Annotated in this window: 12 protein-coding genes; 8 read left to right on the top strand and 4 right to left on the bottom strand. The window is 49.6% G+C overall.

Annotated elements, in window-relative coordinates:
• Position 1 precedes the first annotated feature (1 nt).
• From ALO_RS07795 to ALO_RS07805, 3 genes are all read left to right on the top strand, one after another.
• The gene (locus ALO_RS07795; RefSeq protein WP_004573231.1) at positions 2-655 is read left to right on the top strand and encodes an ABC transporter permease; all 654 of its coding nucleotides are present in this window, start codon (positions 2-4) and stop codon (positions 653-655) included.
• A 27-nt stretch (positions 656-682) separates the two neighbouring features.
• Positions 683-1,576: a glycine betaine ABC transporter substrate-binding protein gene (locus ALO_RS07800; RefSeq protein ID WP_004573232.1), complete on the top strand. Its 894-nt coding sequence runs from the start codon at positions 683-685 to the stop codon at positions 1,574-1,576.
• A 175-nt stretch (positions 1,577-1,751) separates the two neighbouring features.
• Complete coding sequence (locus ALO_RS07805) at positions 1,752-2,597, top strand: MurR/RpiR family transcriptional regulator (protein ID WP_004573233.1); 846 nt, start codon at positions 1,752-1,754, stop codon at positions 2,595-2,597.
• Positions 2,598-2,677: 80 nt separating this feature from the next.
• Here ALO_RS07805 and ALO_RS07810 read toward each other — a convergent pair whose 3' ends face one another.
• The 4 genes from ALO_RS07810 to ALO_RS07825 all read right to left on the bottom strand — a co-directional run bounded on the left by ALO_RS07810 (position 2,678) and on the right by ALO_RS07825 (position 7,550).
• Entirely contained in the window at positions 2,678-3,493 is an 816-nt protein-coding gene (locus ALO_RS07810) for a beta-keto acid cleavage family enzyme (protein ID WP_004573234.1), read from the bottom strand.
• A gap of 21 nt (positions 3,494-3,514) precedes the next feature.
• Complete coding sequence (locus tag ALO_RS07815) at positions 3,515-4,858, bottom strand: aspartate aminotransferase family protein (protein WP_004573235.1); 1,344 nt, start codon at positions 4,856-4,858, stop codon at positions 3,515-3,517.
• A gap of 187 nt (positions 4,859-5,045) precedes the next feature.
• A complete protein-coding gene (locus ALO_RS07820) occupies positions 5,046-6,146 on the bottom strand; it encodes a (Fe-S)-binding protein (protein WP_004573236.1) in 1,101 nt (366 codons plus the stop codon).
• A 15-nt stretch (positions 6,147-6,161) separates the two neighbouring features.
• Positions 6,162-7,550 carry an FAD-binding oxidoreductase gene (locus tag ALO_RS07825; RefSeq protein ID WP_004573237.1) on the bottom strand — a complete coding sequence of 463 codons (1,389 nt, stop codon included), beginning with the start codon at positions 7,548-7,550 and terminating at the stop codon, positions 6,162-6,164.
• A 146-nt stretch (positions 7,551-7,696) separates the two neighbouring features.
• Between ALO_RS07825 and ALO_RS07830 the strand changes: the two genes are divergently transcribed.
• The 5 genes from ALO_RS07830 to ALO_RS07850 all read left to right on the top strand — a co-directional run bounded on the left by ALO_RS07830 (position 7,697) and on the right by ALO_RS07850 (position 13,009).
• Positions 7,697-8,413, top strand: a complete 717-nt coding sequence (locus ALO_RS07830) for a uracil-DNA glycosylase (protein ID WP_238528233.1) — start codon at positions 7,697-7,699, stop codon at positions 8,411-8,413.
• Positions 8,385-9,002 carry a DUF3786 domain-containing protein gene (locus ALO_RS07835; protein WP_004573239.1) on the top strand — a complete coding sequence of 206 codons (618 nt, stop codon included), beginning with the start codon at positions 8,385-8,387 and terminating at the stop codon, positions 9,000-9,002. The genes ALO_RS07830 and ALO_RS07835 overlap by 29 nt, the downstream gene beginning before the upstream one ends.
• A 90-nt stretch (positions 9,003-9,092) precedes the next feature.
• Positions 9,093-9,365 (top strand): metal-sensing transcriptional repressor, encoded by a 273-nt coding sequence (locus ALO_RS07840; protein ID WP_004573240.1) that lies wholly within the window; start codon positions 9,093-9,095, stop codon positions 9,363-9,365.
• Positions 9,366-9,493: 128 nt separating this feature from the next.
• A complete protein-coding gene (locus ALO_RS07845) occupies positions 9,494-11,356 on the top strand; it encodes a heavy metal translocating P-type ATPase (protein WP_004573241.1) in 1,863 nt (620 codons plus the stop codon).
• Positions 11,357-11,788: 432 nt separating this feature from the next.
• On the top strand, positions 11,789-13,009 hold the full coding sequence (locus ALO_RS07850) for a 6-phosphofructokinase (protein ID WP_004573242.1): 1,221 nt from the start codon (positions 11,789-11,791) through the stop codon (positions 13,007-13,009).
• The last annotated feature ends 427 nt before the right edge of the window (positions 13,010-13,436 follow it).

The raw sequence follows: 13,436 nt of genomic DNA on the forward strand, positions 1-13,436 counted from the left end.
AATGGGGGTGGAGAGCATCGTAGATTTGCTGGTCATCATGCAAAATCGCTGGGAAGATATTGTGTTTGCAACGTTGCAACATATTGAATTGACAATGATTTCGCTGCTTTTAGCGAATTTAATAGCGGTACCGCTGGGGATTCTTCTGACGCGTTACCGGCGATGGGCCGAACCGATTATTGGCGTAACAGCGGTATTTCAGACCATACCCAGTTTGGCGCTGCTTGGTTTTATGATACCGCTCATGGGAATCGGAGAACTCCCGGCCATTGTGGCTTTGACGATATACGGACTGCTGCCGGTATTGCGCAATACCTATACCGGTATTGCGGGAGTCGCTCCGGCGGTGATTGAAGCCGGAATTGGCATGGGGATGACATCGAAACAGGTTTTGTTCATGGTTGAACTCCCGATGGCTTTGCCGGTCATCATGGCCGGGATACGAACTGCCAGCGTCCTGCTGGTAGGCGTGGCAACCTTAGCGGCCCTGATCGGCGCCGGCGGACTGGGAGATCTTATTTTCCGGGGCATTTCCATGGCGAATTCCGAACTGATTATGGCCGGCGCCCTGCCTGCCGCATTACTGGCAATGGTCTTTGACTATGTGCTGAAACGACTCGAAGGGTCTGTGCAGCCGAAAGGTCTGCAAAAATAACTCAGAACCGTTTAAAGGAGGGACCTCATGAAAAAAATTTCATGGTTATTGCTGGTGATCTTTCTGGCTGCTGCTGTCGCAGGATGCTCCCTGGGCAGTGATAAAAGCGACCGCATTGTCATCGGCGGCAAAAATTTTACCGAGCAAGATATCCTGGTATATATGATGAAATACATCATCGAGGACAAGACCGGTCTCGCGGTGGAGACTAAACCCTTCCTGGGAGGAACCAGCATTGTTGCGCAAGCCCTGGATCGGGGCGACATCCAGATTTATGCGGAATACACAGGAACAGCCCTGATCAACCTGCTGCAGCAGCCGCTGATTAATGATCCGCAAAAGGCTTACGAAAAAGTCGCGCAAATCTACCGGGATCAAAAACAGATCACTTGGCTTAAGCCTTTCGGCTTCAACAATACGTACACTCTCACCATGCGTGAGGATAAAGCGGCGGAGATGGGCATTGAAAAGTTTAGCGACCTTATTGTCAAAGCTCCCAATCTGGTGATGGGCTGCACCCCCGAATTCCTGGAGCGCCCGGATGGCTATAAAGGATTGCGGGAGGCATATGGCCTGAATTTCAAGAATGTGAACGGCATGGACCCAGGGTTGACTTATGCCGCCGCCCGGGACGGAAAAGTGGATGTAATTGACGGCTTCGCTACGGACGGACGTATTCCGGCGTTTAAACTCAAGGTTCTGCAAGACGACAAAAACTTTTTCCCGCCTTACTATGCCGCGCCGATCGTCCGGGAGGACCTGCTCAAAAGACACCCCCAAATCGCCGATGCTCTGAATCTGCTAGCCGGGAAAATTAGCAATGAGGAAATGGCCGCTTTAAATGCGCAGGTGGATTTGGAAAAGAAAGACGCCAAAGAAGTCGCGAGACAGTGGTTAAAGTCTCAGGGCTTGATCCAATAAATCAAATATCGGCTTGCAACAAACCGGCCCGCATCGTTTTATGATGGGGCCGGTTTGTTTAATCATTTCCCTTCAGGAGACGATACTATTATAAGGTGTAAGCCGCTTAATAAGCATGTGCAAAGCAGGAAAAAATGGTATACTGTTACAAAAGATAAGATGATGGGGTGTCATCGTGCGTAAACCTTTGGCCAAGCGAATTCAGGAACAGTATCCTCAGATGTCTAAGAGTCATAAAAAAATTTCCGAATATATGCTGCAGCATTATGATCAAGCCGTATTTCTGACCGCGTCTAAATTAGGTCAGCTGCTGTCAGTCAGTGAAGCCACCGTGATCCGGTTTGCCGTGCTGTTGGACTATGACGGTTATCCGGAGCTGCAGAAAGCACTGCAGGATATGGTGCGTAACCGCATCACTACGGTGGATCGCCTGAAACTTTCCCCAAAAGACAGCCGGACCGATATTGTCCGGAGTGTATTTAATATGGACAGCGACAATATGCGGCAAACGCTGGAAAGCCTCAACACAAAGGACTTTGCACTGGCTGTAGACAAGATTATCGGCGCCCGGCGGATTTATATCGTCAGCTTGCGCAGCGCTGTGGTGTTAGGGCAGTTTCTGCATTTTTACCTTCAGCTTCTGTTTAAAAACTGTCAGATGGTCAGCGGCAATCTTTTTGTGGAAGGGCTTGCCGGAGTTGGACCGGAAGACTTGGTGATCGGTTTCTCCTTTGCCCGCTATACCCGTCAGACCGTGGAGAGCATGCAGTACGCCCGGGAAAAGGGAGCGTCGACCATTGGCATAACGGATACTCTGACCTCCCCCTTAGCTCAATACAGTGAAGTGCTGCTGCTGGCCCAGAGCTCCACGCCTTCCTTTATTGATTCGTTTGTGGCTCCTTTGAGTCTGGTCAATGCGCTGGTTATATCCGCCGGGACCTATGATCTGGAACAAACCACACAGACGTTGGCTGATTTTGAAGAGGGATGCAATAAGTTCGGGGTGTATTATAAGGAATAGCCGGACACTGAAAGGAGATGGCGCATTGGGCTTCATAAAACCCGGTGCGCCATCTCCTTTTCAGGTCTATGATCCTGTTTTCAGCCGGCTAAGCCAAGTATCCGGCGGGCTTCCGCCGGGGAGGCGAGTTCCCGTCCCATGGCTTTAGCCAAAGCGACGATTCGCTCGACCAGCATAATGTTGGTGGCCAGAACCCCTTTACTATAATAGATGTTGTCTTCCACCCCCACCCGGATATGGCCGCCAAGGGCCATGGCGATCATGGACAGAGGCAGATGCTGAGGACCAATGGCCGAGAGAGTCCAGACCGAACCCGGCGGCAGGCTGTCAACCAGGAAGAACAGATTTTTAGCAGTGGCGGGAATAGCGCCCTTGACTCCCATGACCAGATTGAACTGCAGGGGAGAAGCCAGTAATCCTTTTTTCTGGAGTTCCACGGCATTGTTGATCATGGCCAGGTCGAAAATCTCGATTTCAGGTTTGATGTTGCGTTCGTGCATGGTTTGGGCCAAGAAATGAATCAGATCCGGATCGTTAAGATTGGCTTTATTGGGGAAATTAGTGGACCCGGTGGTAAGGCTGGCGGATTCGGGGTCGAGGGAGAGGGCTTCGGCCCTGGCTTCAGCCGAGTTGCCGGCCCTGGCGCCGGTGGAGATTTGCCGGATGACCGGACAGCCGGTTTGATCCAGGGCCTGCCAGATCTCCCGGAAACATTCGAGTCCGGCGGTAGGAAGGCCGGCATGGTCCCGGGCATGAATGTGGGCGACGGCGGCGCCGGCCTGGTGGCAGGTGACGATATCGGCGGCGATTTCGGCAGCAGTGACCGGAACATGGGGCGTCATAGCCTTGGTTGGCACATTGCCGGTGGGAGCAATGGTGATGATCAGCTTTTCCATATCTGTCCCCTCTTTTCCTATTTATTGATAGGTTTTGGCTACAGCCTCAAATTCGGCAAAAGCAGCCACCATCCGGTCGGCCAGTTCATCAGCCTGACTGTGGGTCAGAATGAGCGGCGGCGCCAGCAGGAACTGATCGCCGTTTTCACCGTCGGCATTACCCGTGCCGGGGTAAACGATCACGCCATGCTTCATCAGAGTGATAGTCAGTTTTTCGGCGATGCCGGCGCCGGCCGGGAATGGTTCTTTGGTGGCTTTATTCTTAATCAGTTCCACCCCCTGCATGAGCCCGATACCACGCACATCGCCTACATAGGCGAAGGGCAGCAGCTTTTCCCGGAGATTCTGCAAAAGATAGGCACCAACCGTGCGGGCATTGGCTGCCAGGTCTTCTTCAATGAGAACCTTTACCACGGCGGCGGCGACAGCGGCTGACAAGGGATTGCCGCCATAGGTATGGCCATGGACAAAGCTGCCGGAACCATTTTTAAAAGTATCGTAAATTTTGTCTTTGGCAATAACGCCGCCCAGAGGCGAGTAACCGGCGCTCATGCCTTTGGCTGCGCAGATGAGATCGGGAATGACATCCCATTCATCAATAGCGAATATGCGGCCGGTCCGGCCAAATCCGGCCATGACCTCATCGTCAATATACAGAATATCATAGCGATCGCAAATTTGTCGGATGATTTTGAAATAATCCCGGTGAGGAACCAAAGCACCGCAGGCGGCGCCTACCACTGTCTCAGCGATAAAGGCGGCGACGTTCTCGGGGCCGGCTTCTTTGATGGCCGTCTCCAGGGCATGGGCACATTCGACGCCGCAGGTTTCCGGCTGACAGCTGAAGGGACAACGGTAACAGTAACACTGGGGAATATGAGGGAAATCCAGGAGCAGCGGCATATATTTCTGGCGGCGTTTGTCACCGGTCATGGACAGAGCGCCGATAGTATTGCCGTGAAAGCTTTTCCAGCGGGAGATGATCCGGTGCTTCGGAGAAGCGGCGCCATCCCGCTCCAGGTAGTATTGCCGCGCCATTTTCAGCGCCGATTCAGTGGCTTCCGAACCGCCGGAAACCAGATACAGCTTATTGAGGGTACCCGGAGCCAGGGTGGCGGTCAGAGACGCCAGCTCCCGGATAGCCGGCGAAGTCCAGCGGGAGAGATGACTGAAGGCTACTTTGCGGGCTTGTTCTTCCATGGCCCGGATGACTTTGGGGTGGGCGTGCCCGAGATTGGATACGGCTGCTCCCGATGCCGCATCAATATAACGGTTGCCATCGGTGTCGTACAGATAGATTCCTTCACCATGGGAAACCTCTTTGTACTGCTTTTTTAGATTGCGGTAAAAAACATGGTCCGTCACAGAATCCCCTCCATTTTAAAGTTTTTACTACATTATAACATTAAGATGAAGTATTTCCACTATTTTTAAATAAAAGAAAACCTCCAGCCGTAATTCTATCCTGCAACTGGAGGTTTTCTCTTTCATTGTATGTTTTCATCGTGCGGTTCAGATAACAGGCGCTGGGTTTTACCTTAGATAACGACAGTTACAATAATTCACTGATATGCACGGCCCGGAATTTGCCGCCGCTTTTGGCTGCGACTTTTTTGAGCCGGCCGAGACAGCGATGACATTCGGTGGCCACAATGGAAGCTCCGGTTTTTTCGATGCTGGCTTGCTTTTTAGCGGCCAAGGCATCGGCGGCTTCCGGATAATCTGACGGGAAGAAGCAGGAACCGCCGCAGCAAGTGTCAGAGCCAGGCATCTCCACATAGTCGCCGGCGGCTTTCAGAAGATCCCGGGGCGCTTTTTTGATGCCCTGGTTTCTGCCTAAGCGGCAAGGGTCCTGATAGGTTATCTTTTCCGCGACCTTCTTCGGAGGCGTGTAGCCTATTTTCGCCAAATACTCGCTCAGTGAAACGACCTTTTGGCTGAAAACCTTGCCCCGTTCCGCCCATTCGGCATCGTCAGCCAGATATGAGGCGGCCTTTTTGAGGACATCGCTGCAGCCGGCGCAGTCGCAGACGATCGTGTTGGCCTCTTTGTAGAGCTCAATGTTTTTTTTGGTATTCTCCAGATATTCGTCGATACGGCCGCGAATAAGAGCCGGCAGGCCGCAGCAGGCGCTATTTTTCAAAGCGACGTTGGCAGTTGAGGCTAACAGTTTTACGGTCTGAATCGCGCTGTCAGGACTGGTCAGCCGCGCAGTGCAGCCGAAGAAATAGGAAACTTTAGTATCCTGCGCGCCTTTAGCAGACGGCAGGTTTTTACAGCATTCGACCAGGGTTTGATAACCCCGCTCCATATCCTGCTTCTCTGTGTCAGAGTAGCCTTGGCTTTTTTGCGAGGAGGCGGCGAGATACTGTCGGACCTTCATCATGGCGTCCGGGGTTTTTACTTTGCTGGCGCATACGTCGGTGCAGGCGCCGCAGAGCAGGCAGAATTCGACTGCCTCCAGAATAGCGGCTTCCGGTGCTATACCGCCTTTAATCAGCGCGCGGGCTGCGTTTATTTTGCCGCGTGAGCCGCAAACCTCCCGGTCTTTTACGGCAAACAGGGGGCAGACCAGATGACAGGAACCGCAGCGGTCGCATTGACTCACGATGGCGTTAATTTCTTTCAGCAAAGCTGTTTTATCTTTAGTCATAGGTGGTTTCCTCCCTTACCACATTTTCCCTGGGTTGAGTATCCCTTTAGGGTCCAGCGATTGTTTAACCGCTTTCAGAGTGTTGACACCTGCTTCGCTCAGGGCATCTTTTATATAATGCTGTTTGGTGATGCCGATGCCGTGTTCACCGGATAGAGTGCCGCCCAGCGCCAAAGTGGCGGCAAATATTTCTTCCACCGCGGCATGTACGCGGGGCGCCTGTTCCGGATCGGACATATCGCAGAGAATGGAAGGGTGCAGGTTACCGTCTCCCGCGTGTCCGTATACGGCAAAAGCAAGATTGTATTTGCCGGCGATCTGGCGGATTTGTCGTACGATCTCCGGAAACTCGTTGCGGGGGACCGAGATATCTTCACTGACCCGATCAGGCGCCAGAGCGCCTACTGCAGGGCTCAGGGCGCGACGAATCGCCCAAATTTCATCAGCCTCCTGGGCTGTCTTGGCGACGCGCAGCTCAATGACATCATTTTTGCGGGCGATGGCTTCAATTTGCTCGGCCTGTTTTTTGATTTCATATTCTTCGGCGCCGTCCACCTCGGTCACAATACAAGCCTCCGCCTTTTCAGGAAATTCCATTTTGCGGTTGCGGGAAATGGCGTTCAGGCAGGTGCGGTCCATCAGTTCGGCGGAAGCAGGTACGACGCCGGATTGCAGCATTTGATGGATGGTGGCGCAGGCTCCGTCCAGGGAAGAGAATATTAACTGCAGCGTATTGCGATACTTCGGCATGGGTATAAGCCGCAGAATTGCCTTGGTCACGACGCCCAGAGTTCCTTCCGAACCGGTGAAAAGCTGCGTTAGATTATAGCCGGTGACATTTTTGATCGATTTGCCGCCGGTGTGGATGACAGTGCCGTCGGCCAGCACGACCTCCAAACCCATGACAAAGTTGTGGGTAACACCATATTTTACGGCTCTCATGCCGCCGGCATCTTCGGCGATATTGCCGCCAATGGTCGAGAACTTGTAACTGGCCGGGTCCGGCGGGTAGAAGAGCCCTTTCCGGGCACACAGGTTGTATATGTCACCGGTCAGTACTCCGGCTTCCACCGTGATCATCATATTTTTTTCGTCCAGCTCAATCACTTTGTTCATCCGCTCCAGGGACAGGGAGATGCCTCCTTGCAGCGGGATAGAGCCGCCGGTACGTCCGCTGGCCGCTCCCCGGGGAGTAACGGGTATGTTGTGTTCATTCGCCAGTTTCATCACCTGGGATACCTGCCCGGTAGTGAGCGGCCGTACCACCAGATCCGGCAAATTAGCCGGAAACAGAGGCACAAAGGACGCATCGTAGGAATAGCCGAAACGGTCCAGATCTGAATCGAGAACATATTCGGCGCCGACAATGTCACGGATATTCCGGACAATTGCAGATGCGATCATAAAAATAGCTCCTCCAATCTCACATGAAAATTTAAGAAACTTATAATTATCTTAACATAAATGTATTATAAAGGACATAAAAAGAGATATAATCAAAGTTGTATATATACTGCGAACCGGAAGAAAAAACACTTGAGGTGATTACAGTGAATCTGCACACCGAATTGATAGAAAAACTCTATCAATGCAATCTCTGTCATTTGTGCAATGAAGGGAACCTGGGTCCCACAGCGTTTAATGGCAGTATGGCCAGTCCCATCGCTATCGTCGGAGAAGGCCCCGGCGAGACAGAAGATCAGTTTGGGGTGCCTTTAATCGGCAACTCGGGGAAGTTGCTTGATAAAGCACTATGGAGTGTTGGGATTACAAGAGACAGAGTCTATACGACAAACATAATAAAATGCCGCCCCAAGGGAAACCGAACGCCTACCGTCGATGAAGGCAGCTTTTGTGCAACGCGATGGTTAGATAACGAATTAGCCGCTGTAAAACCTAGAATTATCATCGCTTTGGGAAGTGTTGCTTTAAAGTACCTTCTTAACGCCAACGCTCGCATAACAAAGGACCGTGGAAAATGGTTTCAAACCAAATATGGGATACCGGCTATCGCGACCTATCATCCCGCTTTCTTGCTTAGACTAACAGGGAAGGAATTAGTCAAAGCAAAATGGGAAACCTTTTACGATTTACAGGCAGCGGCTAACCGATGCACGGAAATAGAACCGGATTATTTATTAAAATCTGCTGCCCCTCTTGACCTCTTAGCGCTATATAGTGCAAACAAAGGAAAGCAACGTGGAATTAGTGAATCAAACGTAAGAAAGGAGAATGCCAATGGAAACGAATTATCGCATAGCCTATGATAAAGGGTGGCAGGATGTAAAGAAAAAGCTGCCTGAAGAGATTGTCTCCCGACGCTCGGTATCCTACTGCAGCAGCAAAAACCAATTCACCGTGCCGTTTTTTAATTCAGAGTATATCCTGGACTGCCGCAATGAAACCATTACCGGAAAAACTGCCGGGCAGATTCCTGACATTACGGCATCCATCATAATTCTTAACTACCTATCGTTTTCAGACATATCCCCTACGCCAGATAAAAAATGGGTATCGCTAAAAGAAATACCTAAGGGTGGAGCACTTTTTTATCCTGCATTTCGTAAGAATACAATTGAAGTTCTTCTCAAAACCTTTGGAAAACAGCCCAAAGAGCTGTTGACCTGTGCGGCTGCTCTGGGAGGCCAATCCGCTTCATTGGGCAGTGCATCCGTTGTTTTTCATGCATTTCCTGAAATACCTCTGTGTATAGTTATGTGGGAAGGTGACGAAGAAGTCCGGGCCAATGCCACGGTGCTTTACGACCCTTCCATTGCGGATATTCTGCATGTTGAAAGTATTATCGGCCTCGGCATGTATCTTGCAGCGAAATTAAATCAACTGGCTAGTCGCTGACTGACACGGGTTATCGCAGCGACATTGACATAAGATGGAAAGCATGATATTCTGTTAATATACCCCTGTGGGTATCTAGGAGGTAATGAAATGCGCCAATGTATGGATGCCGATAATCTGCATAGACGAATTAATAAAATTATAGGACAACTCAGAGCCATTGATAAAGCAGTGGATGAAGATATCCCTTGTGAGGAACTGCTGATACAAGTTAATGCGGCGAAAAAGGCGCTTCATAAGGTGGGACAGGTTGTTTTAGAAGGCCATCTTCATCATTGTGTTCGTGAAGGCATAGAACAGGGAGATGCCGAGAAGACGATTTCCAACTTTGCAAAAGCAGTAGAACATTTTTCGCGTTTGTAACACAAACCCCAGATTGTGACAATTCAGAGCAACCCGCAACGGTTGCTTTTTTTATTTGACATTGCATACCCATAGGGGTATAATCGCCTTGGTATACATATACCCCTATACGTATAAGGAGTGATGTTTTGATATCGTATCTGGAAAACGATGATAAGCGTACTTTGCTTTTCTTGGGAATTTCTTTTGTCTCTCTCATTATCAGTTTTTTTGATATTGGTAAATTGCCTATGGACGCAGCGTGGGTGGCTATCCTGTTTTGTGGCATTCCCATTGTCAAAGAGGCTGCGGCTGCACTTATCAAAGATTTTGATATCAAAGCCGACGTTCTTGTCTCGATTGCTTTGGCGGCAGCGGTTACTATTGGTGAGATTTTTGCCGCCGGCGAAGTGGCGTTCATCATGACGGTCGGCGCTTATTTGGAAGAGCGGACAGTGGCAAAAGCCCGCGCCGGAATCGAAAAATTGATCCGTCTAACACCTGCTGAGGCACGAGTCGTGCGAGACGGCGAGGACCTGATAATCCCGGCTGAACAAGTGAAAATTGGCGATACTCTGAGAGTACTTGCCGGCGAAACCATTGCTGTTGACGGTATTATTACCAAAGGACAAACCTCTATTGATCAGTCTGTAATGACAGGGGAAGCCTTGCCTGTCGATAAAAGCGAGGGTGATGCAGTACAAAGCGGGACAGTCAACCAGTTTGGAACTTTTGATATGGTGGCGCAAAAAGTCGGCGAGGACAGTTCATTACAGCGAATGGTTCGTCTTGTGGAATCCGCAGATGCTAGCAAGGCCCAAATTGTTGCTACAGCTGACCAATGGGCTACATGGATTGTTATTGCTGCCCTTGTTTCCGCCGCTGTCACATGGCTGGTAACAGGTGAGATGATTCGCGCTGTTACAGTGCTTGTTGTGTTTTGCCCCTGTGCTCTGGTCTTGGCGACACCTACTGCCATTATGGCTGGGATCGGCAACGCAACGAAATATGGCATTTTAGTGAGTCGGGGCGATGCATTGGAACGGCTGGCAAAAGTTAAACGTATTGCTTTTGATAAGACAGGTACACTTACATATGGCAAGCCGTCTGTTGTGAAAATAGTAAATTGCAGTTTTGATATCAGTCATACAGAATTTTTTGAGATGATAGCCAGTGCGGAGATGCGTTCGGAGCATCCGCTGGGCAAGGCTATTGTCGCGCACTACAAACAAACCTATCGCCAATCGCCGGTTGAACCGGAAACTTTCTTGCTTATACCCGGACGGGGCGTCTCGGCCAAGGTAAAAAGCCGGAGCATACTCGCAGGAAACGAGGCGCTGCTGGTTGATCACTCGCTGAATTTGCCGGATCAGCTCGTTAAAGAGGTTGAACTGGCTAAGGCGGAGGGGTGCACTGTCATCTATGTAATGGAAGATGACAGACAAGTGATCGGTTTCGTTGCGTTAGCCGATGCCATTCGACCTGACGCCGCCAATACGGTCCAAGCGATTCAAAGCACGGGAATCAATACACTGCTGTTAACGGGAGATATTACGCAGGCGGCAAATCACATTGCCGGAACTGCAGGCATTCAGTATGTAAAGGCCAACTGCCTTCCTGAAGATAAACTAACTGTAATCCGGCAATACCAGGAACAAGACGAGCCGGTTTGCATGGTAGGCGATGGAATTAATGATGCACCGGCCCTTAAAGCGGCGCAGGTCGGCATTGCCATGGGCGGCGTGGGCAGTGATATTGCCGTTGAGGCTGCCGATATTGTCCTTGTTGGCGATGATATCAAGGAAATTCCTCATTTACTCCTTCTCTCAAGACAAGTGATGCGGACGATTCATATAAACCTGGCGGCCTCTATGATTTTAAATTTCGCCGCAATCGGGTTGGCAGTCATGGGCATCCTGAATCCTGTTTTAGGCGCTTTGGTGCATAATATAGGTTCTGTAGCAGTCATTATCCATTCATCGATTCTATTGCAGTGGAGAAACAAATACTGATCGGTGATGTTGAAGCTCCTGCAAGATGTTCTGATATTGCAGGAGCTTTTGTAATCAGCGGCAAGTATAAAATATAATGAGGCCCTTTTCAGTTAGATATCCCAAACTGAAAGGGGCCTTTTAATTACCTGTTGAATTTGCCAAAGGTGAAGAAATAGATGTTCTATATACGCTTTATTGGTAATGACGAAGCTGGATTGGGTGCAACAAATTGGTGGATGCCGAAGCTCTGCAAATGTCCTGAAATTGCAGGAGCTTTTGTATTTGTAGGGTATTTCTATTTATATGAAGTCTAACAAAAGTTTAGTTTGGAGAACGTCCTTACAATTTCTGTAAACTCTGGTTCTGGATGATCAGCAGATGGTAATAATATTATTATATCCATGAAGCATTCAGGGAAAATCCATTTTATAGTTGTGGGAGGTAGCAAATATGTCATTGGCAGGTAAAGTCCTTATTGCTCAGGGGGGAGGACCTACTGCGGTTATCAATCAGACACTGGCCGGGCTTGTCCTGGAAGCGAGAAAATTTCCTCAGGTTACAAAAGTATATGGAGCGATTAAAGGGGTGGAGGGTCTGCTTAATGAGGATTTTCTTGACCTTACTCAGGAGACGACGCATAATTTGGAGCAAGTCGCACTGACGCCTTCTTCTGCGCTATTGTCAACACGGGTAAAGCCTGACAGCAAATATTGCCATGAAATATTTAGAGTGCTCAAGGCTCATGATGTACGGTATTTCTTTTATATCGGGGGAAATGATTCGGCAGATACCGTACGTATTGTAAATGAAGAGGCAAAAATGGCAAAATATGATCTTCGTGCTATTCATGTCCCGAAGACGATTGACAATGATTTGGTGCTTAATGACCATACTCCGGGTTATGGATCAGCAGCAAGATTTGTCGCTCAGGCGTTTACAGGTATTAATCTTGACACACGGGCTCTCTCTGGAGTTTACCTGGGAATCGTCATGGGACGTAATGCAGGCTTTCTTACTGCAGCTTCCGCAATTGCTCAGAAATATCCGGACGATGGTCCGCACCTGATATATCTTCCGGAACGAAGATTTAATATTGACAAATTCCTTGGCGACATTAAGAGGATCTATGATCGGCTGGGGAGGTGTGTTGTAGCTGTATCAGAAGGAATAAAGGATGATTCCGGCATACCTATTCTAGCGTCTTTACGCAAGGATATCGACGTAGATTCTCACGGTAATTTAACTCTTTCTGGAACGGGAGCCCTTGGGGATTTGCTGACCCAAGAAGTTAAGGGAAAATTAGGGATACCCAGAGTTCGCAGTGATACGTTTGGTTACCTGCAGAGGTCGTTTTTAGGCTGTGTTTCCGATGTCGATCAGCAAGAAGCCCGGGAAGTTGGGGAACGAGCAGTTCAAATGGCGATGTGGCAAGACATAGATGGGTCTGTTACTATCAACCGTACTGGATTTTATTCAGTCGATTATCGATTGGTCAGGCTTGAAGAGATAGCGGGTAAAACAAAACTTATGCCTGACGAGTATATCAATGAGGATGGCAATCACGTTACCGACGCTTTCAAGTATTACGTGCGGCCTTTATTGGGATCCGGACTGCAGTCGTCTGCACTGTTGAGGGCGCCAAAAGTGGCCAAAATATTGCAAGGCGAGTAAAAGATTTTCAGTAGGGGAGAAGAGTTGTGAGCAAAAACACATTGCCTTGCTTACCTGTGGTGGCGTAGCGTGTCGCAGCTCTGTCCTCTTGGCACCCTATCTCCCGGAAGGAAGAGCGGGCTTCGTACATCAACGCTATTGTTTCTGTAGCTATTCCAGAAGTCCGGCAATAATAGGGGGACAGGGATATTGTTTTATATCCCTGTCCCCCTATTTTGTCTGCGTTCGGCAGGTGTCAGCTTCTGTGTCCTTGCCCGCTGGCCAGTGCATATCGTGAGTACATTTGAATTTTTACTGTCATCCCACTTTATTGACCCATTCTGCGAATGCCTGCATAAACTTGCGCAAAAACTCCTTGGTGTCTGCATTCGCAACGGCACCGTCAGCGTCAAACAGATTCGCCGCATTGCCGATGTAGGCTTCGGGC

This window comes from Acetonema longum DSM 6540 (assembly GCF_000219125.1).
Taxonomy (GTDB): Bacteria; Bacillota; Negativicutes; order Sporomusales; family Acetonemataceae; genus Acetonema; species Acetonema longum.

Coding starts and splice junctions, on each gene's coding strand:
- ALO_RS07795 (WP_004573231.1), top strand. CDS start 2: ATGGGGGTGGAGAGCATCGTAGATTTGCTGGTCATCATGCAAAATCGC.
- ALO_RS07800 (WP_004573232.1), top strand. CDS start 683: ATGAAAAAAATTTCATGGTTATTGCTGGTGATCTTTCTGGCTGCTGCT.
- ALO_RS07810 (WP_004573234.1), bottom strand. CDS start 3,493: ATGGAAAAGCTGATCATCACCATTGCTCCCACCGGCAATGTGCCAACC.
- ALO_RS07820 (WP_004573236.1), bottom strand. CDS start 6,146: ATGACTAAAGATAAAACAGCTTTGCTGAAAGAAATTAACGCCATCGTG.
- ALO_RS07825 (WP_004573237.1), bottom strand. CDS start 7,550: ATGATCGCATCTGCAATTGTCCGGAATATCCGTGACATTGTCGGCGCC.
- ALO_RS07835 (WP_004573239.1), top strand. CDS start 8,385: ATGGAAACGAATTATCGCATAGCCTATGATAAAGGGTGGCAGGATGTA.
- ALO_RS07840 (WP_004573240.1), top strand. CDS start 9,093: ATGCGCCAATGTATGGATGCCGATAATCTGCATAGACGAATTAATAAA.
- ALO_RS07850 (WP_004573242.1), top strand. CDS start 11,789: ATGTCATTGGCAGGTAAAGTCCTTATTGCTCAGGGGGGAGGACCTACT.